Here is a 24,629-nt window from a genome sequence, read left to right as displayed (position 1 = left end):
TCACCATTTTCACTTCTCACGTTTCACGTTTCACATCTTCCTTACATCTGCGGTATCAATACCTGGTCAATTTTATGTAATACTCCATTAACCGCATTCAAATCAGCTGCTACCACATTGGCAGGTGTAGGGTTAATCCGACCTTTTACGGTTGGTGCCATCGGGTTTGTAGCATCAATGGTTAATTGCGGCATGGGCGATGGACCAATCAGGGTTTCAACTGTACCACTTACCAGGTTCGGACTAAATACACGGAATGCCGGTGTACCATTAACCGCCAGTACATGATAAGCCAGAATACCACGAACGGTTTCCGGAGGCAGTGCAGCAAAAGCTTCTATTACCGGAGGTGCTCCCAACAAAGTCAATGCTGCTTTAAATGCATCATCATTGGGTGCAAACAGTGTAATATTCGGGAAGGGATAGTTCAGCAGCGAATCAATCCTGTTCAAACCAGTCTGACCTTCATCAGCGCGGGCAATCGCCGCACGTAAGAAACTCAGATCAGGCTGTGCTGCAATTAATCCTTTCATTGTTGTTTGAGGAGGCGCTACCAATGCAAACACATCGTGGATATAACCATTCGCAGCACGTTTATCCACTGCCGTGATAGGAATATTGTTTACGAATGCACCGGTTGGCCTTTTTGATGGGAAGATGGGCATTTTAAACAAGGGCTGACTTGCCAGCGGTTGCAGTAAACTGGGCATCTGGATATTTGGCAACGGCAACCCGGGAATCGCAGCAGAAGCAATCTCCTGTGGAATCACATGATAACTCAGAATAGCAGCCAGCTGTGCAGCAGGCAGCACACCAATTACAGCTTCCGAAATACCGGAGCGGGTCATGGCATCGTTATTGGGTGCAAACAGTGTGAGTTTGTTATCGCGTTTGTTCAGCAAGGGGCCCACTCCTGCCTTGGTTACAGCTGCTTTCAGAATAGAATATTGAGGATCGGTATTAACGATCTCAAATATGGTTTGACCTGCGTTCTCTTCCGGGGCAATCTCTTCCACTTCCGGAATCTTGTTACAGGCTGTGATCTGTCCAAGCAGCAACAGGGACATCAGCCCGATACCTGTATATTTTTTAAATGACGTAAGCATAGAATAATTTTTCCATTAATAAATGTTGTAACCAAAGGATACATAGTAAAGTCCACCTACAAAACTGTTACCAAGTGCATTGAAGTAGTACTGGTTCAGGATATTGTTTCCACCCAGTTTAACCACACTTTTCACTTTTGGCAGTTTGTAAGACACCTGTGCATCTACTGTATGGATGGCTGCTATATCACCGTTTGCGAAATCACCTTCATAAAAGAAAGCATCCTGCCAGCGGTAGCTAACATTGAAGCCTATACGCTTGTCTGTACCAAAACCTGAATTAGACAAAGTAGCATTGTAGCGGTATTTAGGCGCATTGAAGAACGCGATATACCCTGTTGGCACATCCTGTAAACGGTCAGATGAAAGGTTCATGCTGAGCGTCCAGGCACGTACAAAACGATAGTCAATTCCAATACCAAATCCATATGTGGTAACATCGTCTTCAATGTTCACGGGAACAGAAAACTTACGATCCGTTGCCGGGTTTGGTGTTCCTCCAACAGTAGCTGTTTGCCCGATGAGGGTACGCGCAATAAAATTCTGATATCTGCCATAATATCCATAAGCATCCACCAGTATTTTTCCATTTGCCAGCAGACCTTTGTAACCCAGTTCATAAGATGTAACAGACTCTGGTTTGAAGGTTTTAAAATCATGCAGTTGGGACGGATTCGTCAAAGTATAAGGACGATTCCGGTCGAACTGGTAGAAGTTCTGGAAACTCTTGTCGCCTCCAATTAACTGTACACCTCCACCCACGTTCAGGTTGATAAATTGCTGCTGCGTAGAGGGGAAACGATAGGCTGTCTGGTAAGACAAACGGATATTGTTGTTCTTCGCAACCGTTACAACGGCAGTAGCCCTGGGTGTAAAACGACCTTCGAAGTTTTCATTCTTATCATAGCGACCCGAGAAGGTCAGTTTCAACACGTCATTGAACAGACGGCGGGTAGCCTGGATATAAGCACCCACTTCGTTGATCTTGATGGGAGCAGCAGAATCCGTAAACAGGGTACCTTCTGAATTCAGTACGTACTGACGCCAGTTACCCCCAATCAGGATGTCAGCAAATTTGCCGGTCCAGTCAGAAAGGTTGTATTGTGCTTCTGTAAAATACAGGTCAGATTTCTCGATAAACAAACCACCACCGCTGGAAATCGGAATGGAACGAACCCGGTCGAACAATTGCTTGAACTGGTCAGAACCAGGTGCAGGGCGATTGCGATCCGCAAAAGCACGTGCGTTATTGTGAGCAGTCTGGTTGTCCTGTCCGGCTAAGAGATTCGCCAGGTAGGTCTGGCTGTACTCCGGATACCAGGTGGTGGAAGGTTTCCACGCTTCATTCAGCAAACGTGCTGTAACGGTAGCATTATAGGATTGTCCGGCATTTTCCTGCGTGGTGTACGTGCGGACAAACCAGTTCTTCGCATTCAATTCCAGTTTGTATTGACCCATTTTGAAATCCCGGAAAGAATACCGGTCAGATCCGGTGTACACGGAGTTACCAGTACCCCAGCTACCAGCCAGCATTGCTTCCAGTTTGGGAGTAATTTTATAATGAAGCGCACCGCCCAATTTGAAATTCAGGGTATTGGGGTCAATGATATCGGATTCATTGTAACCGGTACGGCTCACATTGATCGGGTTGTTACCCAGGGATTGAATATAAGGTGCGAGGAATGGTGCAGCCTGTGCAATCGCAGGAAAAACAGCTGACCGGATATCAATCGTGGTTTCATCACCATAGATATTAATCCCATCATAGTTGGGGTCTGTTGTACGGGTACCAGGACCAGGTAAGCCACGACCGCTCTGGCGACCCACGAAATTTCGCTGATCAGCTGCCAGCCAGTCTTTTGCATGGATGAATTCTGCATTGATCTTATAAGCGAATTTATCCTTAATATTCTCAGCCCAACGAACCGCCCAGTTATGATAACCGGAAGCGCCCCGATAACGACTATCGGTATTCATAATACCAGCTTTGGCCTGGAAGGACAAACCGGTATATTTAAATGGATTCTTACTGGAAACCAGCAGGGTGCCGTTCATACCACCCGGACCATACAAAGCAGAAGACGCACCTGGCAACAATTCCATGTTATCAACATCCAGTTCTGATAAACCAATGATGGCACCCACGGAGAAGTTCAAGCCTGGCGCCTGGTTATCCATTCCATCCACCAACTGGTTGAAACGGGTATTACCACTACCGGCAAAACCACGGGTGGTAGGCGTTTTAAACGTGAGGGAAGAAGTAACCAGGTCCACCCCTTTCAAACTGCCTACGATATCGTAATAACTGGCAGCAGGTGAAACTCTGATTGCAGCGGAACTAACTCTTTCAATAGATACGGGGGATTCCAGGATTTTTTCCGGAACCCGGCTGGCGGATACTACCACTTCAGTACCCAGGGAACTTGAGGGAGCCAGGTTTACATTCACGGCATCACTGGCATTGTTCAACACCACTTCGAGCGGATCAAACCCAATAGACGTGAACACTAAGGTAAATGGGGGTTTTTGGGAAGTTGTCAGACTAAAATTTCCTTTGTCATCTGTAAAGGTACCAATGGAGGTTCCTTTGATCGTAACTGATACGGCTGGCACCACGTCAGCGTTCGAGCTGTTTTTTACGTTTCCTGTTACAGTAACGGTTTGGGCAAATGCAGCAATCGAAGTGAACAGAGCCAACAGCATCATGGCAAGATAGCTGTTGCTTTTTCTCATACCATGTAGGTTTTTATGTGTTAATCGTGAGCAAAATAAGGATTTATTAATTCCGTACCGTTTTTTTCCAAACGGATTATAACTTCGTGAAATGGCACCATTTCAATTCCCTTCTCAAACCGCCTTTTACAAAGGAAAAGTGCGGGATGTTTACACTATCCAGGACCGTTTATTGGTAATGATTGTATCTGACCGGATCTCCGCTTTTGATGTCATCTTACCAGAACCCATTCCCTATAAAGGACAAGTATTAAACCAGATAGCTGCATACATGTTGAAAGCTACTGCCGACATTTGCCCCAACTGGTTACTGGAAACCCCGGCTCCACATGTTTCGATAGGAAAAAAATGTGTTCCCTTCAAAATTGAAATGGTGGTACGGGGCAATCTTACCGGACATGCATGGCGAACCTATAAGAGTGGAAAAAGATCTCTTTGTGGTGTCGCCTTACCGGAAGGATTAAAAGAAAACGACTACTTCCCTACCCCTATCATTACGCCTTCCACCAAAGCCTCCGAAGGCCATGATGAAGACATTAGCAAGGAAGATATCATTGCGAAAGGATTGGCAAGCGCCGAAGACTGGGCCATGCTTGAAAAATATACCCTGGCCCTATTTGAAAGAGGTAAACAGATCGCAGCCAAACGCGGACTAATACTTGTTGATACCAAATATGAATTTGGGAAAATTGGGGATACTATCTACCTGATGGATGAGATACATACACCCGACTCCTCCCGGTATTTTTTTGCCGATGGATTTGAAGACCGCCAGGCAAAAGGCGAAAAACAGCAACAGCTCAGTAAAGAATTTGTGCGGGAATGGCTGATCGCGAATAATTTTATGGGTAAGGAAGGTCAAACGGTTCCTGAGATGAACCCTCAATGGATTGACACCATCAGCAAAAGATACATTCAATTGTATGAACAGGTGATCGGCGAAACCTTTATTCCACAAGCCTGGACAACCGAAGAAACCAAGGCCGCCGTTGAAAAATCACTGGAACATTTGTTGTAAGCAAGATGTTTGATGGCATCCGACAATATTACCAGGAACTGATTCCGAAACTTTCTGATGAAGAATGGCAGCAGTTGGAAAACCGGCTGGTAATTGAATCCTATCCCAAAGGATCCCTGGTTTGCAGGGAAGGAGAAAACTGCAAAGGCGTTTATTATATCCATAAAGGGTTAGCCCGATTATATTATACAGTAGACGGACGGGAAATTTGTACGGGATTTGCCAAAGAAGGGGAATACCTAAGTGAATATGATAGCTTTCTGACCCAGTCACCTGCCTCTCAATCCATGGATGTATTGGAGGATACTATTGCTATCAACCTGCCTTATGAAAAGATGCAGGATCTCTACCGGAACTATCCCATTTTTAACCAGGCCGGCCGAAAAATAGCGGAAGGATTGTTTATTCTGATTTCCCGTTACAATACGCGCTTACTCACACTGAGCCCGGAAGACCGGTATCAGTATATCATAGACAATCAATATCATCTTATCCAGCGTGTTCCCCAATACATGCTGGCTTCCTTTATTGGGATCAGTCCGGAGCACCTCAGTCGTATTCGTAAAAAAATGACCCGCTAGGCATCTGATTGATAAATATCAAGATCGTTCCTGGCATTTGGCTTCTTGATATATGTTAATGGAAAAGGGTATCGCCTGGAAATAACTTGCTTTCAAAACCAGCACCATGTTAGCAAGACTCTTCCTATGGCTATTCATCAGCCTATCTATCACCAGCTTTTCACAAACTCCGACCCAGACCATTCGTGGCCGGATCACTGACCGTATATCGGAACAGGCACTACAGGGAGCAACTATTCAGATCATTGGAACTTCCTTACAAACACTTTCAGACAAAGATGGAAGGTTTGTTATCACAGGTGTTCCTGTTGGACGTATTCAACTTAGGGTGGATTATATTAGCTACAGCTCCTCCCTGTTGAATGAAATCCTGCTCACTACCGGTAAAGAAGTACAATTGGACATCCGTTTGGAGCAGCAGGTCAATACGCTGGCGGAAGTAACCGTAAAGGCACCAAAACTAAAAAAGGGAGTCGCCTCTAATGAATATGCAGTAGGTAGCAACCGTTCCATCAATATGGAAGAAGTAACAAGGTTCAGCGGAGGTCGGAATGATCCATCCAAAATGGTAAGCAATTTCGCAGGTGTGATTTCAAATAATGATAACCGCAATGATATTGTGGTAAGAGGCAACTCTCCTACCGGCGTATTATGGCGACTCGAAGGAGTACCCGCAGCGAACCCGAATCATTTCGCAAGTCTGGGTACAACCGGCGGACCGGTAACCATACTCAATACCAACGCCCTGAAGTCGGCTGATTTTTACACGGGAGCTTTCCCTGCTGAATATGGTAATGCAACTGCGGCAGTATTTGATCTGCAACTCAGAGCAGGCAATGCCTATACACATGAGTTTACAACACAACTTAACCTGTTTAGTGGCCTCGAACTGATGGCAGAAGGACCGCTGGGTAAACAGCGGAAAGGAGCTTCATACATGATAGGCTATCGCTATTCTTTTGTGCAGTTAGCACAATCCATTGGATTGAACGTAGGAACAGATGCGGTGCCCAAATACCAGGACTGGGTATTTAATTTTCAATCGGCAAAAGGCAAGTGGGGACAGCTCTCGCTTTATGGAATGGGAGGTGTAAGTGCCATTGATTTTATCGGAAAGGATATCGACACCAGTGATTTTTATGCAAGGCAGGACCAGGATGGATATGTGCGCAACCGGATGAATACCGCAGGCATCAAACACCAGCTGGATCTGAATGAACGTACCTACTGGAAAACATCCGTTGCCTATGTGTACCAGAGAGATCAGTTTGACAATTACCAATACCCTGCACCTGTTCCGCCTTACCAGGGCAGATGGCAGATTACAGAACGAAAGAATACGTTGAATTCGGTTAACCTTAGCAGTTATATCAATCAAAAACTGAATGCCAAACTTTCCTGGAGAGCGGGTTTAACTGGAGAAATGAGTCGGCTGAACTCCTTTCTTCAAGATCGAGAAGGACAGGATGCGAATGCCCCTTTTCAATTACTCAATCAATATGACCAGCGTTATAGCTTGGGGCAGGTATTTGCGCAAACCAGGTATAAGCCGGCGGAACAATGGCTTATTACGGCGGGCTTACACGGACAGTATTTCAGCTTTAATGAAAGTTCCCTGTTGGAACCAAGGGCCTCGGTGAGCTGGTTACCCAAAGGCGGCTGGAATCTTTATCTGTCTTACGGTTTACATGCGCAAACCCAGCCCTTCCCGGTTTATCTCTATCAGGAATACGATGAAACTACAGGAAAGTACAATAACGGCAATGCACAGCTCGATTTCACGAAAGCACATCATTTTGTAGCCGGATTGGAAAAACGATTTGGAACTAACTGGAGAGCAAAGGCGGAAGTTTATTATCAACAGCTATTTGATGTACCAGTTGAGACAGTTGCATCCGGCTTCTCTATCCTGAACAGTGGTGCCGACTTTGCCTTTCCAAGAAAAGCAGGATTGATAAATGAAGGAACCGGCAGAAATTACGGATTGGAAATTACCCTGGAAAAATTTCTTCAGAAAGGCTGGTACATACTGAATACAGTTTCGCTTTTTGATTCCAAATACAAAGGAAGTGATAACATAGAACGAAATACCAGTTTCAATTATGGTTATGTATGGAATGTATTGGGAGGAAAAGAATGGAAGACAGGAAAAGACAAACGCAATGCCTTTACAGTTGATGGTCGCTTCAGCACTGTTGGTGGACGATATGCCACACCGGTAGATCTGGCAGCTTCCCAACTGGCTGGCAGGGAAATCCTGGATGAAAGCAGTTACAACAGCGAGCGGCTGGATGCCTACCTGCGGCTCGACCTGAAGTTTGGCTATCGATTCAATAGTAAAAAGCGTAAGCTGAGCCAGACCTTTTATCTTGATTTGCAAAATGTGACCAACCGGGAAAATATTTTCCTGCGCAGGTACAATGCCCAAAGAGGTGGAATCGGCAATGTTTACCAGTTGGGCTTCTTTCCGGATTTACTGTACCGGGTACAATTCTAGAGTTACAAATAGTACATTCGAAAAAACAAATCACATGCATGCCGATCAGTTGTTTCAAATCAGCAGTACCCTGGCCCTGATAGGCTGGATTCTGCTTGCCATTTTTTACAAAACTCTTTGGATATCCAGGGCTTTAATCGGAACCATCATTATACTTATGTGCCTGCTCTATGCCTGGTTGATCGCCAAAAATTTCGGAGGTATGCAGCCCGATAGTTTTGGATCTCTTGATGGTGTGGCGGCGCTCTTTGTCAATCGGGAAGCGTTATTGGCGGGTTGGATTCATTACCTGGCCTTTGACCTGCTAACAGGTATATTTATTGTAAACAATGCACGTAAAAACGGTATCGGGATAGCCTTACTCCTGCCCTGCCTGTTTTTTACTTTCATGCTGGGACCGGTAGGCTTATTGCTGTATCTCCTGATCCGTTGGGCGCGTACCAAAAATTATTGGATCGATGTTGAATAAATTTATACTAAAACTGAAAAGCCGGAACAAAGTCTTGTTTTATGTGGGTGCTGTGAGTTTGACCGGTGCCCTGATTTGCGGGTTGCTGGCAGTCGTGAGTCCGCTTGAAGTGGGAGGAGTTAGGGCCTGGATCAAACCGATGAAGTTTTACCTTTCGCTTGCAATAGCCATGTTTACTATGGCCTGGCTGATGGTGTATCTTAAAAATCAAAAAGCGGTTAGGCGATATAGTTGGGTAGTGGTATATACCATGATCGTGGAGCTTGGTATCATCACCTACCAGGCAGCAGTTGGACAGGCTTCTCATTTCAATATCAGCAGCTGGACCAATGCAATTTTATACCAGGTAATGGGATTGGCAATCACTATTTTCACCTTGTGGACGGCCTATATCGGGTATTTGTTTTTCAAACAAAAAGAGTTTCCCCTCTGGATGAACCAGGGGTATATCTGGGGTATCCGACTGGGCATATTGTTTTTTGTAATTTCTGCCTTTCAAGGAGCGCATATGTCCATCATCAATCAGCACAGCGTAGGCGGATTGGATGGCAGTGAAGGCTATCCGATATTGAACTGGAGCAAGGTGCACGGTGATCTGCGGGTGATTCATTTCTTTGGAATGCATTCGTTGCAACTCTTTCCCCTGCTTGGATTTTATATGATTCACAGCAAACGATCCATGCAGGTGATAGCAGCCAGCTGGCTGCTATTTCTCGTATTACTATATGTACAGGTATTGAAAGGTTACCCGTTGATAGGATAAATTTCCCAACTTTGGGAGATGAGGAAAATTGCTTTTCAATTGATATGCATGCTTTCATTGGTGCTGTTGCTACAGGATGTGGTAGCACAGAAAATCCAGGACTTACCCGGCAGGGAAGGCGTTAGTTTTCGCGGCTTAAGCGTAGTGAATGACCGGCTGCTGTGGGTGAGTGGAAATAAAGGAACGGTGGGCAGAAGTACGGATGGCGGAAAGAGCTTTCAGTGGATGACCGTAAAGGGGCATGAGAAAAGAGATTTCAGAGACATTGAAGCATTTGATGCAGTAACCGCCGTGATATTAGCAGTGGACTCACCCGGATTGATCTTGAGAACCTTTGATGGAGGAGAAAGCTGGCAGGAAGTGTATCGGGATAATCGATCCGGAATTTTTCTGGATGCCCTGCATTTTCGCAATAAAGACGAAGGCATGGCAGTTGGTGATCCCATAGATGGAAAGATTTTACTCTTGCGCACAGCAGATGGTGGCAGAAGCTGGCAACCCTATCCTAACACGTATCCTGCACCGATAGAAGGCGAAGCGTTTTTTGCGGCAAGTGGAGGAAACATGGTGACACTAAAAAAAGCCGAAACGATATTTGTAAGTGGCGGAAAACAATCGCGGGTCTTTTATGCTGGCCAGGCTTTTGAGTTGCCCTTAAAACAGGGGGAAACCAGCACGGGTGCGAATGCCATCGCCCTGAAATATCCCAACCGCAAACGGGGTGGACGGCATTGGGTAGTTGTAGGCGGTGATTTTGGAAAAGACAAAGAAAAGGATGGCAACTTTTGTTTCACTCAGGATGGGGGTGCGAGCTGGCAGCAGGCAACAGCCCCACCACAAGGCTATCGATCCGGCATAAGTTATGTGCGGGGCAATCAATTGATCGCCTGTGGTACATCGGGCGTGGATTGGTCGCGGGATGGGGGCCGTAACTGGACATTGTTTTCCTCAGTAGGCTACCATGTGGTTCAAAAAGCAAAAGACGGCAAAGCAGTCTACCTGGCTGGTGGCAATGGTCGCATTGGGAAACTGGTGCGATAAGAAAACTAGAGATGTTCTACTAATTCCCGGATACTGGGACGTTTAGTATAATCTTCATTGAAATAGCGATAACTAATCACCCCGTTTTTGATGATATATACTGCCGGGACAGGCAGTTTAGCTCCATTCGTTCCATTCACCTGATTAAAATCAATGTTGAATTTTTTGTAGCGGTCAATGGTAGCCGAATCAACGGCATAGGTAACTTTATAGGCATTCATGATGCGCAATCCTTCATCATGGAGCACAGGAAATTCCGCCTTCGTTTTGGAAACCGTTTTAGCGATATTCTCCTGAATTTCCGGGCTCACGGCCAGTACACTGGCACTTTTTGTGGAAAGTAGCTGAAGGGAATCCTGCATCTGTTTGATTTGTTTGTTACAGTAAGGGCACCATTGACCCCGGTAAAAGAATATCACCACCGGTCCTTTTTCCAGCAGTTTTTGTAACTGAACCAGTTGACCATGCTGATCTGTTGCTGAGAAATCAGGTGCCTTCTCTCCCACCTGGAGACCGGATGGCTGGGCATACAGAACCTGGGCTCCAAGCAGCAAGATTCCGATAAGTAAATGCTTCATTTTTTTAAGTTGTGGTGTTAAAACTAAACCAGCTGATGCGTTTATATTGTCAGCTGGCGGACGAATTGGTAACTTTGGGCATGTTTTTAAAAAAAATAGTCAGTTTCATCGTAAAGCTTCTCCTGCCCCGGAAATCATGTTGCAAATAAATTTTGGCTGAAACTGGAGCAGACCGTAATATTGCAACCCGGTTCAGACCGGAAAAAGCCCAGATGGCGGAATTGGTAGACGCGCTAGACTCAAAATCTGGTTCTCGCAAGGGAGTGCAGGTTCGATTCCTGTTCTGGGCACGAGTTAAAAAGATAAACCCCTGATAGTGTAACTGTCAGGGGTTTTTTGTTTCTTGTTTTAACTTATTACAATTAGTATATGGCAAAATTTAAATTGAATTTAAAAGATCTGGTTGAAAAGGGTGACTTTGGAAAAATCGAAATAGGAACTTCAAAAAAAGAATTATTAGAATTGGGATTGAAGCCGGAAGATTGGTTTCCAAATAAGAGCATGGAAGATTCTTCATGTTGGAGATATGGAAATTTTGAGTTTTATTTTGATTCGAACAAGAGGCTGGAATCTATATTCTCAGACTATGTTCCACAAAGATTAGATGGAGGGAAAAAGATAAAAATTACAGATTGGTGGCTTTTTGATAAAAAAAAGATTTCACTTAAACAAACCATAGAGGAATTGCTTAAGTTAAAACTGGATTTCGAGAAAAAATATATTCAACCCGGCTTCATAGTTCTCAGTATTCCCAAGGGGATACATTTTGGATTTGATTTTACTGAAAACAGTGTAAAGGATCATAGCAAATGCACAATGACTTTTATTGAAAAAAGAAAGGATGGATCAATTTATCAGTCGTAAACTTTAGTATAAATAAAAATAACGCATTCATGAATATTGCTGGAAAGTGAATTGGAACATATAATCACCGTATTTTCCGAAATAAACACTTCATCTTTTACGATTGAAGCAGGGTCTTTTTCCCGGGCAAATGAGGATGAAAACAACCGCTTGTTCTGCTCCAATTTTCGTATCTTTATAGTCTTCCGCCCTATTCCAAATTCATCTATTTAACCCCCACTCTGGTTCCTAGCTGCAGCTGTATTTAGTCCGCCCGCTATTTACCAAACATTAAACTTATTGTTATGGCAACTACCGCTTTGGGTCCTACCATGGCCGGTGGGATTCAACCTATTATTAAAGATGGGTATGAACTCATCTATTATCCTGATGTAAATAATGATGCACTACAAAATGAAGGCAAGCCCCCGGTTTTTTACTGGCTACCCAACTATGTTCATATTGCGCGCAAAAATGGCAGGGAAGATGGAGACCTGATGTTTCTGATGTTGCGCTTTGCCGGAAAACAAACCAGTGAAGGCAATATCGGACTGGAAGAAGGTGAAAGCAGAGAAGTAGCCGGTGGTGTTTTAGGAGTAACTACTACTGCAGCACCTCCCGACCATGTGCTCGAGGAAGGACAGCAGGAAATCATCAATATGTACCAGGGAAAAGTAGATTATTTCTGGGGCATCCGCTCCCGTGTTAAACCTATTTTCCGGCCGGTGGTGATCACTTCCAATCATACCTCTATTTCCAACCTCTCTCCCAACGCCGATGGATCTGTAGTACAACCCGTTTCCGGAACACCTGCCAATCCTACACCTGTTAATCCGGGTACGCCTGCCGGACCTGCGGGGCCGCCAGCACCCAACCGGCAACTACGGTATGAAACTGTTCCGGTTCCACGTTTTATAACTGAAAAAGGATTCACTACCCGTTCTTTTGACAAACGAAATGTACGAGATGGAAATCTTGATCCCTGGTATTTCAATATGCAGGGGCAGGGTAATGGATCCATTGATCCCATGGGACAAAATGCCTACTCCGGATTGATGGGTGTTTATCCTGCCAGTATTCTATACCAGGCATTCAAAATGGCCTATACGCCTGTAAGGGTATGCCAGGCTATGAAAGTGAAATTTTGGGTACCCATTATTGAGATCACTATCAAAGGAAATTGGGACCGCATTTTTGAACATTTCTCCGCCAATGCAAAAGGCAAGTTCTTATGGTTCTCCGCAGATATCAAAGCCGAGTTCAACAACATGCGCATCAGCGGTGGCATTGAAGTGGATGTGAAAGTGGATCCAACCATTCCCGGAGCGGAAAAAATCCAGGAATATGTTGACAAAAAAACCGATCTCATTTCGCAAAAATTTATGGAACAGGCGAAGGGCATCATCTTTGATCCGCCACAACCAACTGTGCAGGCAGCGGAAGCCAGTTCATCAGGTGGATTATTCGGACTTTGGGGTGGCGGTGTAGCATTGAAATATCGTCGCGATAGCACCAAACTCAATCTCAATTATCACGAGAAAAGGCAATTGGCTTATCTGCAGGATCATGTCATTTCTTCCAACCTGGAAGGAGCTTTTGAAGAAATGAAAAAAGATCCGGAAGCAGAGAAGAAATATTTTGTGACTGTTTACATGGATGATTGGCCAAGAAAACTGGCACGTATCATCAAGCCGGTAGTAAACTGGCCACAACCCGCCAATAATTGGGCTGGGGAACCGGTCTCCTTTGTATCCGTTGAAGTTGGATATCCCAACACCTCCGGTGAGATTAACTGGGTAGGCCATTATTTTGACAGCAGTTCCTCCCCTACAGACACCTGGAAAGTGGAAACCACACAGAAAGCGGCGGCTGATGTAAGCAATGCTCCAGCCAACTGGACACCCGATAAAACCTTTATCAGGCGGAAAGTACATATGTTGGAACCGCCGGATCCAATTGCCAACCCCTTTGTGCGGGTGCAAATTGAAGACAATGAAATTCTGTTGGATCCGGGAGAAAACGGAAGCCTGGTGAATGATGTTACATTGGAACTGAGAGCTGACGAAGCAGGTCGCATCCGGGTAGGACCACTAGGATTAAATGTGGCACTGGAAGACAACAAACAACTGGTAGAAGTAACCTTCCAGGCGATCGATGAAAATGGTGCTGATCTTACACGCTTTCCACCACAAAAATTCAACTGGAACCATCTTGACCAGGAAACACCCAGGTTTTGGTCGGTATTCAGTTCAGATGCCACTATCCGTTCATACTTCAAGTACCAGGTAAGGGTCATCGTTAAAGGAAGTTTATTCACCAAAGGAATGGAATGGACAGGTCCATGGGTTAACACAATTGGAAACGGTCCGCTTACCATCAGTGTACCATCCACAGAAGATGAAGGTGTTGTAATCAAACGCGATATCCAATCCAAAGCGCGTGAAATCACCCCGCAGCCACCGGTTTCAGCAACTACCCGCGAAATAAGTCAACCAGCTGAACCGATCAGGGGAACCTACTCTGTGGAAGAAGGAGGAAGAATTCACCAGCCACCATCCGGCAGTAAAACGCCACTCTCCAGAAAGATCGTACAGCGTGAGGTGAGTGAAAATGGTGGATGGAAACAAGTATAACCCTAAAGCGTTGTTGCCATGTCTACAGCACTATTGCAGGAAAAAACCATGCGCCTGCCAAACGGTACGGGTTGGCCTTACCTTGAAGAAGATCTGGGCAGCATCAGTATTTATCCAAGTCTGATAGGCAGCAACAACGCTTTTACTTTTTTCCAGGATCAATACCTGCCTGAAAAGGATCCAACTACTTACAGGAAACTTGAACGGGCAACACTGCAAATCCGGCTGTCTATGCAACTACCGGAAGCTACTGAGCAGAAAACCTTTATTCGAACCAATACAGAACTCAAATTACTGCTGAAAGAAGGTACAACCAACCGTCTGCTGCTTGAAAAAACATTTTCCGGAACAGCAACCAGTTTGCAGGGGGTATTGGATGCCAAAGCTGGCAATGCGTTGTTATTGGCTATACAACAAAAGAAATCTGGTCTAAGCCTGCACCTCGTATCGGATGTAGTTGATCCAGGCAGTCAACATCAGTACAGGATTAACAGCAAGCTGCAATTGGAAGAGTTGATCCGGGCATTTGATCAATTCCAGGTACAGTTCAAGTATTTTGATCCGGCCTATAACAATTACCGGCTGATCCCTGAACAAATCAAAACAAGTGATAAAACAAGAGCCATTCAAACCACGGCAGCAGGAAAGATGGAAAAAGGAAAAATCCTGAATGCATCCTTTGCACAGGTAGCTGCTGTAGCATTGCCATTACCGGTGCTTCAAAAACAGGATCAACTGAAATATGATAACAGGATCAAACTGCATCTGCTGAACAATTGGAGTATTGCTATTTCCGGAGCTGAAACGATTAAAAATTATCCAATCGTTACGGATGATTCATCACAGTACTGGTTGAATAGGTGGAATCAACAGGAGGTGCTGATATTGACAGAACCCCTACTCGCAATACCCAACCTTCAAACACCGCCGGAACAGGCTGGTTTTCGTTTTCTATTCCGGAATACCGGGTTGACAGACAGCAATGGGAAACCAATATTGGAAGGATCACTCCAGGTAACATTGAGCCATATCATTTCTGAATCAGTGAAAGCAAAAGCGGAAGCAGCATTTCCCGGAAAAGGTATTTCCGCCATTCAGTTTGATCAAATCAGCTACCTGTTGACAATTCCATATGTGAATGACGCACAGGAAACCGTAAATCTGCAACTATCTCCAGGCAAAATAACAATGCTGGATAATGGACAAACGCAACTGGTGTTTCATTTACTCAACAATGCGATCCGAATGTGTTATGCAGCGATTTCCGGCACCCAGCCGAAGTTGAAGTTGCAGGTAGCAATGGCATTTTCAGGATACTCAAAACTGGAACCCCAATTGTTGCAATTAAACTCAATAGTTGGAACAAAATTATCCTTGACGAAATTGAATCGTGGAGTGAAACCAGCCTGGAACAACCGAATCGAAACCCTACTTCAACCGGTAGTGCTGGCACAACTGATAGAACCTGCAGTACAATATAAAATTCAAAGTTATGTACGATCCAAAGAGGTAGATCTGCATTTCCCCTGCACTGAATTCGGAGCGTATTTCCAGGAGGAATCAGGTGGTGTTTTAACAGCTGTTGGATGTAAAGAAGCCTATAAACTGGGAGAAGTTTCCGCGGTACTCTACACCCCGATTCCTTCACTTGAATCTGATCAGTATAAGGTGTACCGTTCCACCAATGTGCCCAATGAATTCCTGGTTGTTCCTACGCAATACATAATCGGAAGGCAGTCGGTGGAAGATAATGGAAGGCAATTGCTTAAACCTATGATCCTGCTCTATTCAACATTGGATGCAGTTTCCGGAACAAGTAAATGGGTACTGGATGCCACCCTGATACCGGATATGAGCCTGATTCAACGGCATACTTTAAAAAAGGCCTGTGCGAAACTGACACCCTATCCACCCCAGATCCAGTACCTGACGGAGATCCCAATGGGTACAAGTGAAGCAGTAGTGTCATTGGATCAAATGACGGGCACAACCACCAACATTTATCCATACGGTGAATACTTGCGAATGACCATTGAAACTGATATCAGTTCCATTTTGATACTTCTGGAAATGCTAAAGCGGGATGCCATCAACGGTCTTCTTAGCATTAACCTTCCGGAACAGGAAAAATACAGCACCCGAATAGTGCCAAGTCTGCAGCAAATCGGAGGAGAATGGAACATGGGTCATTGTGTGTTTTCGTATGATGGTAAGGGTAAGTTAAAGCTGAGTAATCAAACAGAATGCAGGTTGCAGCTTTCAGGAATTACCGGGCTGCTCGACTTAGAAGAAGAGGAAGAAATGGAACTGGCAGCAGAAATGGATGCCTTCGGAGAACTTGAAAAAACGGTACCAGAACTGGGTTACCAGGGATTCATCGCAGATTATAGGCTGGTAGATCCGGTACCCGTGGAACTGGAACAGATTAATCAATATATAGAGGACGTGCAATGCCAGGTTATTTTTATTTGCACATCGGATTTAAAAGAGGCGGGACTAGCAACAATTGAAATAAGCTTTAAACTAAAAGGACAAACGGAGCCGCAAAAAATAGAATTATCTGCGGAAGAACGCAGCCAGGAAGTATACATTCAAATGCCGGTAACCCATTTTCTGATGGAGCGAATCATAGAATATAAAATCAGCAAACTTGTCAAAACCGACAACTCTGAAACGATACCAACAACTGGCTATTCAGAACAAGACCTGAGCGAAAAAGGAAACTTCATATCAATCAACCTTTAAAAAATCAAATTATGTCAAGAGGAATTTCCCTCCACATCGGGCTCAACCGGGTGGACAACAGCCAGTATCCCGGATACACTATTCCGGACTTAGCGGGGTGCATCAATGATGCCAACTCCATGAAAAGTATTGCGCAACAAGCCGGATTCAGTACCATGGATCAATTACTTGACGGACAAGCAACTGCCATGAATGTATTGCAAAAAATAAACGAAGCATCCTCGCAACTCTGCAATGGCGATATTTTCCTGTTAACCTATTCTGGTCATGGTAGCCAGGTACCTGATGAAACCGGCGAAGAAGAAGATGGCATGAATGAAACATGGGTATTGTACGACCGGCAATTAATCGACAATGAGTTATTCAGCTGTTGGAAAAAATTTGCGGCAGGTGTTCGGATTTTTGTAACATCCGACAGTTGTCATAGTGGCTCCATGGTACGCATGTTATTGTTGAATTATATGCATGATAAAAATCCGGGTAAACGATCCTTGCGAAAAACTTTTACCGAATCGGACATAGAAATTTTCAATCGTCAACTGGAAAAACATCCTTCCCGGTCTGTGCTGGTTGGACCAACCAGGAAAAGCATACCGATTGCTGCAAGCCTGCAGAATTATGTCAGGAATAAAACCCTATACCAGAACATACAGTTTTTGACCCGTAATGCAAAAGCCGCCAATGAATTTCCTGCTTCCCTGATTTATATTTCCGGGTGCCAGGATAACCAGTTAAGTGGCGATGGCGCAACTAATGGCGTGTTCACAGGAAGGCTACTGGAAGTTTGGAACAATGGTGCCTTTACAGGTCATTACAAATCATTTTATGATACCATTATTGCTGATATGCCGGCAGATCAAACCCCCAACTACATGACACTTGGTAGTAATATTGCGCCATTTGAAGCACAGCGTCCCTTCTGTGTAATAGGAACAGCCAGTGGCACTTCAACAAACGCAACACCATCCGCCTTACCCTCCATGCAGGCGCCGGCCAGTTGGAATGCAGCCAGTATGCCACCAAGTTTCCAGGTGGATAAGGCTGGGAATCCTCAATACTATGTTGAATTTGCGACCGACAATCAATTGTTTGATACAGCCAATCAAGAAAGCAGGAGGAACAGCAGTAATTTTTATGCCAGTTATTTGGACGAACAAAATGGCTATGCATTGGAATCCGGAAATACTTATACCATGAAATCCTATGCATGGGATGCGTTGAAAAACGCACCGGTAATCTATTTCAGAATCGGATCAACGGTTGACTATAGCTGGAATGGATGGAAAGTTTCTTTCCCTGACGACCAATATGCAAGTGCTCCTTCCTTCCAGGTAATCAGTGAGGCAGTGGAAGATAGTCCAAAACTGGATACAGATACTGGCAATGAACCGATTTCCGGCGGAGAAGAAAGCACCAATAACAGGATCATGCAATCGGTTGGGTCCGGTGGCAGCAATCAGGCTGCTGATGTCAGACTGATTCAACAGTTATTAAGTCAGATCTCAACAGAAGATGGCGGCACACCCGGAATTCTGGTTGATGGAATAGCTGGTTCAGGTACTATCGCCGCTATCAAAAAATTCCAAAAAGCCAATGAATGTTCACCATCGGGTATATTCCGGCCGGAAAAAGGGTCTGTCATATTGCTCTACATCAAAGCTGGTGTGGCAACATATTCAATGCGGATGATGGAAGAAATGGAGTATTGATATTCAAAATTTATTCTAATTTCTACCGGTAATTTGCTGAATGAAAATATTACTGGTAGAAGATGAAGTTGAATTGGCCAGGAGCATAATCAAATTCCTGACTGAGCAGGAATATCTGTGTGAATGGGCAGCCAATTTTGAAGATGCAACTGAAAAAATCGGTCTGCATCTGTATGATTGCATATTGCTGGATCTGAATCTTCCAGACGGCAATGGCCTAAATCTGCTGGAATTATTAAGAAAAGAAAAAAAGGAAGACGGAGTTATCATCATTTCGGCTAATAATTCTCTGGAGGATAAAATCCGGGGGCTACAAATCGGTGCCGATGATTATCTGACAAAACCTTTTCATTTGTCAGAACTGGCAGCCCGGATTTTTTCTATTGTCCGACGGAAACAATTCAGTCATACAAACATCATTCGGCAGAACGAACTGGAAATCGACCTATTGGCCAAATCTGTACTGGTAGGAAAAAAAACGGTAACCCTCACCAAAAAAGAATTCGATTTATTAATTTACTTTATCGGAAATAAGAACAGGGTATTATCTAAAAGTACACTTGCTGAACATTTGTCCGGGGATTTTGCAGACATGCTCGACAATCATGACTTTGTATATGCGCATGTAAAAAACCTAAAGAAAAAATTAACCGAAGCGGGATGTGACAATTATCTAAGAACAGTTTATGGAACAGGTTATAAATGGGAATCGAACTAATCAACAGGAATGAAACCATTACTTCGGAAAACACTCCGGCCCTATCTTAGCTACATTATAGTGGTATTGGCGATCAGTATTCCAATCTATTACTGGGTAATAGATGCCATCTGGGAACATGAACTGGATGAGTATAATTCCATAGTAGCGAAAAAAACGGCATATTCCTTTAAAAGGCTGCAGCTTTCACCAACTGAACTGACCAACAACCTGGAATTATGGAATAAAATTCAACCATCAACTACCATACGAAAAATACAAGTTGGAGAGTCTTTGCTGGATAGCAGTTTCAATATCAGTCGTAAAGAACCTTTTAACAAAGCAGAAAAACAGGACCGCTTCCGTTACTTATCTAAAGTAATTTATTTACAAAACCAACCCTATCGCTTTACTATTCAAACCAATATCGAAGAAACCAGGGAAACCATTGGCCACCTGGCAACTGTAACACTGCTATTGGTATTGTTATTAGTAAGCGGGCTGCTTTTCCTGAATAGAAAATTATCGCAACAAATCTGGACACCCTTTCAAAAAACGCTTGACAGCCTGAAAAAATTCCAACTTAATCAACAACAACTACCTGCATTTGTAAAATCGGATATTAAGGAATTTCAGGAATTGAATACGGCCATCGAAACCATGGTGGAGCATAGTATCAGTGTTTATAAAACGCAGAAAGAATTTACAGAAAACGCATCCCATGAATTACAAACACCTTTGGCGATCCTGAAAAACAAACTGGATTTATTATTACAGAGCGAAGGCCTCACTGAACAACAATATCAATTGGCAGAAGAAATGAACGCAGCCCTCTTGCGGAGCACCCGGATCAATAAAAACCTCCTGTTGCTGGCTAAAATTGAAAACAATCAATTTGACAGTTCAGAAAAGATCTCAATAGATACCATATTGCTACAATCAGTTGATACCCTAAAAGAATACATGGATCAAAAAGATATCCGATTGATTCAACACATAGTATCGCCTGTTGATAAAAATGCCAGCAGCGGATTAACTGAACTACTCTGCCATAACCTGTTATTAAACGCCATCAGGAATACCCGGGAAGGGGGTCAAATTTACGTACAGCTTGACAACCAGCAGCTTGAAATCTCCAATTCCGGGCAACAGGCACTGGATCCCCAACAGCTGTTCACCCGCTTTTCAGGTATTTCAAAAGCTACCGGAGGAACCGGACTTGGACTTGCCATCGTTCAGGAAATCTGCAAATTTCATCAATGGGAAATCACCTATGAATTTCAAAATGGCAATCATTCATTTCGGGTACGGTTTGGCAATTCAACTTTTCTTCAAAATTGAATCGGTGCTTTGCATTAAATAAGCACTTAAACCCACATGAAACCAGGCCGATATTCCCTCTTACTGAACCTGTTGGTTACCTATTTAGTAAGTTCCCTGATAGTCAGGATAGCCCTCTTTATCTGGGCATTCCGGGATATTGAGGTTCATTTCCTGCCGCTGCTCAGGGCACTGGGAATGGGGTTTCTTTACGACCTGGCAGCCGGATTGGGATTTCTGTTGCTTTACCAACTGTATTTGCTGCTCTTGCCAAAACGCTGGACAGGAAGCCGGTTCGATAAATCGATAACCTATTTTTATGCAGGTATTATCCTGTTTATTCAATACTTCAGCCTGCTGGCGGAATTTCCTTTCTGGGATGAATTTGGAGTTCGTTTTAATTTTATCGCCGTTGATTATTTAATCTACACCTATGAGGTGGTGAACAATATCAATCAGTCCTACCCCATCCCACTGATCCTGCTTGTTTTGTTCTTTTTAACCGGATTTAGTTTTTGGTATTTAAAGCGAACAGCTGCTTTGAAACAAACCTTTAACAGCCAGATCAGCATTCGAAAAAGAGTACAAACCGGGTTGCCGCTATTACTTCTTTCTGTCGTACTGCTCAGCTGGCTGAAAAACAAACAGGCAGATTTCAGTAATAACCTGACCATTAATGAGATCAGCAAAAATGGGGTTTTTTCCTTTTTTGCTGCCTATCGATCCAATGAGCTGGATTATGATCAGTTTTACCGGCACTTACCCAGGGAAAAGGCCTACCAGCTAGTTAGGGAACAGATACGGCAGGAAAATCAGCTTTTTCCATCTGAAAGCGCAGAATACATTCTTCGAGTAACCAAGGACTCAACTAAAGAAACAAGGCCCAATATCATCCTTGTCACGATTGAAAGTTTCAGCGCCGATTTTTCCGGATTATTTGGTAATTCCAAAGGACTCACTCCTAACTTTGATCAATTGGCAAAAGAAGGTATTCTGTTTACCAATTTGTTTGCAACCGGAACACGAACAGTAAGAGGAATGGAGGCATTGACATTATGTGTTCCCCCAACTCCTGGTAACAGTATTGTTAGGCGACCAGATAATGAAGGATTGTATTCCATTGCAACCATCCTGAAAGAAAAGAATTACCATCCCTGGTTTATTTACGGTGGTGATGGCTATTTTGATAATATGAATAATTTCTTTGGGGGACAGGGTTTTGACATAATTGACCGCGACCGGGGCAACCCCTTGGCGGATGACATTGAATCTACCCGCATTCCTATTCCAGACGAAGAAGTGAGTTTTGAAAATGCCTGGGGTATTTGCGATGAAGACATCTACCAGCAAGCCATTCGGTATGCAGATAGCAGCAGCAAAAAGCAACCGTTTTTTCAGTTCATCATGACAACTTCCAATCACAAACCTTACACCTTTCCTGCCGGTAAAATTGATTTACCTCAAGGAAGCAGAGATGCTGCTGTGAAATATACAGACTACGCATTAGGAAAATTCATCGAGGCAGCAAAAACCAAAGACTGGTTCAATAATACAGTATTTGTGATAGTTGCCGATCATTGCGCCAGTAGCGCAGGTAAATGGGAAATCAATATCAACAAACATCATATACCAGCGTTGATATATAACCTGCACCAGCCTACCAGTCAAATCAACCGTTTGACATCTCAAATTGATTTGATGCCTACACTGTTTGGTTATTTACACTGGAACTATTCAACTGAGTTGTATGGAATGGATGTATTACATCGGTCAGTAGAAAAAGATCGTGCCTTTGTTGGCAATTACAGAACACTCGGCCTTCTAAAGGGGGACATATTTACACAAATTGATGATCGCAAAAGAAGCAAACAGTTTCAGGTGCTTGACAAAGGAAAATCACTCCGGGAACTGACAAAAGGTGACAGTGCCCTGGTCTCAGAAACGATTTCTTATTACCAAACTGCCAGTGACCGATTTAAAAACGGTAAAATGAAAACGACTGGAAGATAAGTTTCGGCTAATCAATTCACCGTATCCAACTTAAACAACTTGTCCAATTGTCTGCGATTGACAAAATCTGGTGTAAGGTATTTCAGCACAAAGTTTCGCAAACCCATTCCAACAGGATTCGTCAGATGAGAAATTTTTCCCAGCTGCCAGGATGTATTCACTACATAATGCGCTTTTCTCATTCGGATAGCAGGATAGCGCTTCATTGCTTGTTCCAACGTTCCTGTTTTTAGTAATTCACCCAGCACAAACGCATCTTCAATGGCCTGGCAGGCTCCCTGTCCCAGGTTGGGAGTGGTGGCATGTGCAGCATCACCCAGCAAGCAGACCCTGCTTTGATTCCAGGTAGTGAAAGGCTGAATATCATATAGCGGTCCCCTGATCAGTTTATCAGGTGAGGTTTGGTCAAGCAAATCCATTACTATCGGATGAAATTCCCTGAACAGAGCTGGTAAATCCATAGGTTGATCCGTTACTACCATATCCTCATTAATAACCGCATACCAATAAACTTCCTGCTCATTGATTTGCACAAATCCCATCCTTTTTCCTTTTCCCCAGGCTTCAATTGCGCCATGCTTGTAGCTTGCAGGTAGTTCATAATTTAAAACTCCTCTCCAGCAAAGCTGTTTGGCAGATCGGTATTGAACAGCCGGAAATAAGAGCTCCCTCACTTTTGATTTAATGCCATCTGCCCCAATGATATGTGTAACCAGAGAAGTACTGCCATCCTCAAAACTGAGTTCAAAATTGGTTCCGTTCCGACTAACCGAATGGAGTCTTTTATTCAGCTTGATCTGTTGACCTCCCACTTCTTTCCAAAGTATTTCATGCAAGTGCGCCCGATGAATGGCCAAATTTTGTAATCCATATTGCTGCTCGAATCCTTTTAGCGAAAATTGAGAAAGCGTTCCAAGGCCAGCATCTGTTATCAGCATATTTTCTATGCGATGCCCTTTTGAATACAGTAGTTGATCAATCCCATACATCGCTAAGACCTGCATGGCGTTACTGGCCAGAATAATACCTGCGCCTACCTGCCTGATTTCGGAGGCAGCTTCGTACAGTGTAAATGGGATATTTGCGTTTTTAAGTACCAGCGCAGTGGTTAGTCCGCCTATTCCTCCTCCAACAATTGCAACCTGCATATCTAATTTTTTTACAAAGCTACCGGCAGGCAACCGATACCGCGTTAACCATTGTTAATTAGTCAGCTCCAGCAGCCAGTCGTTTTCGTATCCTGCTTAAAGATTGAGGTGTAATTCCAAGATAACTTGACAAATATTTTTGTGGAATTTTCTGAACAATCTCCGGATTCTTTGTGAGCAGATTGAGGTATCTTTTTTCAGGATTATAGAACAACAGCTCATTAATTCTTTCTTTTGCATCCAGAAAGGCCAGGTCTGCGATTCTTGATTTAAACCCAAGCCAGAATGCCTCCCGATTAACAAGTGTAAGCAAACTTGATTTGGTAAAATAAAAGAATTCGGAATCAACCATTACCTGAATCGTAAACCTTGATTTCTGTCCGGTAATAAAACTTTCATAATCACCAAAAAAATCTCCATTTACCTGTAAAAGATAACTTATTTCCTCACCCATATCAGTATAATAAAAGGTTCGAACCGCACCGTCTACGATAAAATAAAGCCGATCAAAACACCTTTTTCCAGGATATACCAATTGATTCTTCCCTAGTTTTTCAAACACACATATACAAAGAAATTCCTCCAACCGATCCATAGGAAGTCCAAGTTGAATAGAAAGTGATTTTTTTAGTACCGGAGATAAACTACTGCTCATGTATTACTGCTGTATACGGAAATGAAATTAGTCTAGATCGAAAAATAAAAATGAAAAAATATTGCGCAACCAATTAATTGCAT

18 protein-coding genes and 1 tRNA gene are annotated in these 24,629 nt (G+C 43.7%); 14 read left to right on the top strand and 5 right to left on the bottom strand.

Annotated features, from left to right (window positions below):
- Nucleotides 1–41: 41 nt before the first annotated feature.
- Together MD536_RS03485 and MD536_RS03480 are read right to left on the bottom strand one after the other, a co-directional pair.
- Entirely contained in the window at nt 42–1,106 is a 1,065-nt protein-coding gene (locus MD536_RS03485; RefSeq protein ID WP_239595844.1) for a fasciclin domain-containing protein, read from the bottom strand.
- 15 nt (nt 1,107–1,121) lie between these two features.
- Nucleotides 1,122–3,839 (bottom strand): TonB-dependent receptor, encoded by a 2,718-nt coding sequence (locus tag MD536_RS03480; protein ID WP_239595842.1) that lies wholly within the window; start codon nt 3,837–3,839, stop codon nt 1,122–1,124.
- Between the two features lie 91 nt (nt 3,840–3,930).
- Between MD536_RS03480 and MD536_RS03475 the strand changes: the two genes are divergently transcribed.
- The 6 genes from MD536_RS03475 (at nt 3,931) to MD536_RS03450 (ending at nt 10,208) form a co-directional block, all read left to right on the top strand.
- A complete protein-coding gene (locus tag MD536_RS03475) occupies nt 3,931–4,857 on the top strand; it encodes a phosphoribosylaminoimidazolesuccinocarboxamide synthase (RefSeq protein ID WP_239595840.1) in 927 nt (308 codons plus the stop codon).
- Between the two features lie 5 nt (nt 4,858–4,862).
- Nucleotides 4,863–5,438 carry a Crp/Fnr family transcriptional regulator gene (locus MD536_RS03470; RefSeq protein WP_239595838.1) on the top strand — a complete coding sequence of 192 codons (576 nt, stop codon included), beginning with the start codon at nt 4,863–4,865 and terminating at the stop codon, nt 5,436–5,438.
- Between the two features lie 106 nt (nt 5,439–5,544).
- The gene (locus tag MD536_RS03465; RefSeq protein ID WP_239595836.1) at nt 5,545–7,935 is read left to right on the top strand and encodes a TonB-dependent receptor; all 2,391 of its coding nucleotides are present in this window, start codon (nt 5,545–5,547) and stop codon (nt 7,933–7,935) included.
- A gap of 34 nt (nt 7,936–7,969) precedes the next feature.
- Complete coding sequence (locus MD536_RS03460) at nt 7,970–8,404, top strand: ABA4-like family protein (RefSeq protein ID WP_239595834.1); 435 nt, start codon at nt 7,970–7,972, stop codon at nt 8,402–8,404.
- Complete coding sequence (locus MD536_RS03455) at nt 8,394–9,167, top strand: hypothetical protein (protein ID WP_239595832.1); 774 nt, start codon at nt 8,394–8,396, stop codon at nt 9,165–9,167. The genes MD536_RS03460 and MD536_RS03455 overlap by 11 nt, the downstream gene beginning before the upstream one ends.
- Nucleotides 9,168–9,185: 18 nt before the next feature.
- Nucleotides 9,186–10,208 carry a WD40/YVTN/BNR-like repeat-containing protein gene (locus MD536_RS03450; RefSeq protein ID WP_239595829.1) on the top strand — a complete coding sequence of 341 codons (1,023 nt, stop codon included), beginning with the start codon at nt 9,186–9,188 and terminating at the stop codon, nt 10,206–10,208.
- A gap of 5 nt (nt 10,209–10,213) precedes the next feature.
- Here the strand turns inward: MD536_RS03450 and MD536_RS03445 are convergent, their stop codons facing one another.
- Entirely contained in the window at nt 10,214–10,786 is a 573-nt protein-coding gene (locus MD536_RS03445; RefSeq protein ID WP_239595827.1) for a peroxiredoxin-like family protein, read from the bottom strand.
- A gap of 206 nt (nt 10,787–10,992) precedes the next feature.
- On the opposite strand from MD536_RS03445, the gene MD536_RS03440 reads away from it, so the two are divergent.
- From MD536_RS03440 to MD536_RS03405, 8 genes are all read left to right on the top strand, one after another.
- A tRNA-Leu gene (locus tag MD536_RS03440) sits at nt 10,993–11,076 on the top strand.
- A 79-nt stretch (nt 11,077–11,155) separates the two neighbouring features.
- Entirely contained in the window at nt 11,156–11,650 is a 495-nt protein-coding gene (locus tag MD536_RS03435; protein ID WP_239595825.1) for a hypothetical protein, read from the top strand.
- Between the two features lie 284 nt (nt 11,651–11,934).
- Nucleotides 11,935–14,262, top strand: a complete 2,328-nt coding sequence (locus tag MD536_RS03430; protein ID WP_239595823.1) for a hypothetical protein — start codon at nt 11,935–11,937, stop codon at nt 14,260–14,262.
- A gap of 18 nt (nt 14,263–14,280) precedes the next feature.
- Nucleotides 14,281–17,007, top strand: a complete 2,727-nt coding sequence (locus tag MD536_RS03425) for a hypothetical protein (RefSeq protein WP_239595821.1) — start codon at nt 14,281–14,283, stop codon at nt 17,005–17,007.
- 11 nt (nt 17,008–17,018) lie between these two features.
- Nucleotides 17,019–18,716, top strand: a complete 1,698-nt coding sequence (locus MD536_RS03420) for a caspase family protein (RefSeq protein ID WP_239595819.1) — start codon at nt 17,019–17,021, stop codon at nt 18,714–18,716.
- 40 nt (nt 18,717–18,756) lie between these two features.
- Nucleotides 18,757–19,434 (top strand): response regulator transcription factor, encoded by a 678-nt coding sequence (locus MD536_RS03415; protein ID WP_239595817.1) that lies wholly within the window; start codon nt 18,757–18,759, stop codon nt 19,432–19,434.
- 9 nt (nt 19,435–19,443) lie between these two features.
- Nucleotides 19,444–20,754 (top strand): sensor histidine kinase, encoded by a 1,311-nt coding sequence (locus MD536_RS03410; protein WP_239595815.1) that lies wholly within the window; start codon nt 19,444–19,446, stop codon nt 20,752–20,754.
- A 36-nt stretch (nt 20,755–20,790) separates the two neighbouring features.
- Nucleotides 20,791–22,743 carry an LTA synthase family protein gene (locus tag MD536_RS03405; protein WP_239595814.1) on the top strand — a complete coding sequence of 651 codons (1,953 nt, stop codon included), beginning with the start codon at nt 20,791–20,793 and terminating at the stop codon, nt 22,741–22,743.
- An 11-nt stretch (nt 22,744–22,754) separates the two neighbouring features.
- Here the strand turns inward: MD536_RS03405 and MD536_RS03400 are convergent, their stop codons facing one another.
- Nucleotides 22,755–23,891, bottom strand: coding sequence for an FAD-dependent monooxygenase (locus tag MD536_RS03400; protein ID WP_239595812.1), 1,137 nt, complete (start codon nt 23,889–23,891; stop codon nt 22,755–22,757).
- 58 nt (nt 23,892–23,949) lie between these two features.
- Nucleotides 23,950–24,546: a Crp/Fnr family transcriptional regulator gene (locus MD536_RS03395; RefSeq protein ID WP_239595810.1), complete on the bottom strand. Its 597-nt coding sequence runs from the start codon at nt 24,544–24,546 to the stop codon at nt 23,950–23,952.
- Nucleotides 24,547–24,629: the final 83 nt, after the last annotated feature.

Source organism: Flavihumibacter cheonanensis, assembly GCF_022352215.1.
In the GTDB taxonomy this organism is placed as follows: Bacteria; Bacteroidota; Bacteroidia; order Chitinophagales; family Chitinophagaceae; genus Flavihumibacter; species Flavihumibacter cheonanensis.
Note: the sequence above shows the minus strand (reverse complement) of the source record. Positions and strands in the feature narration are given on the sequence as shown.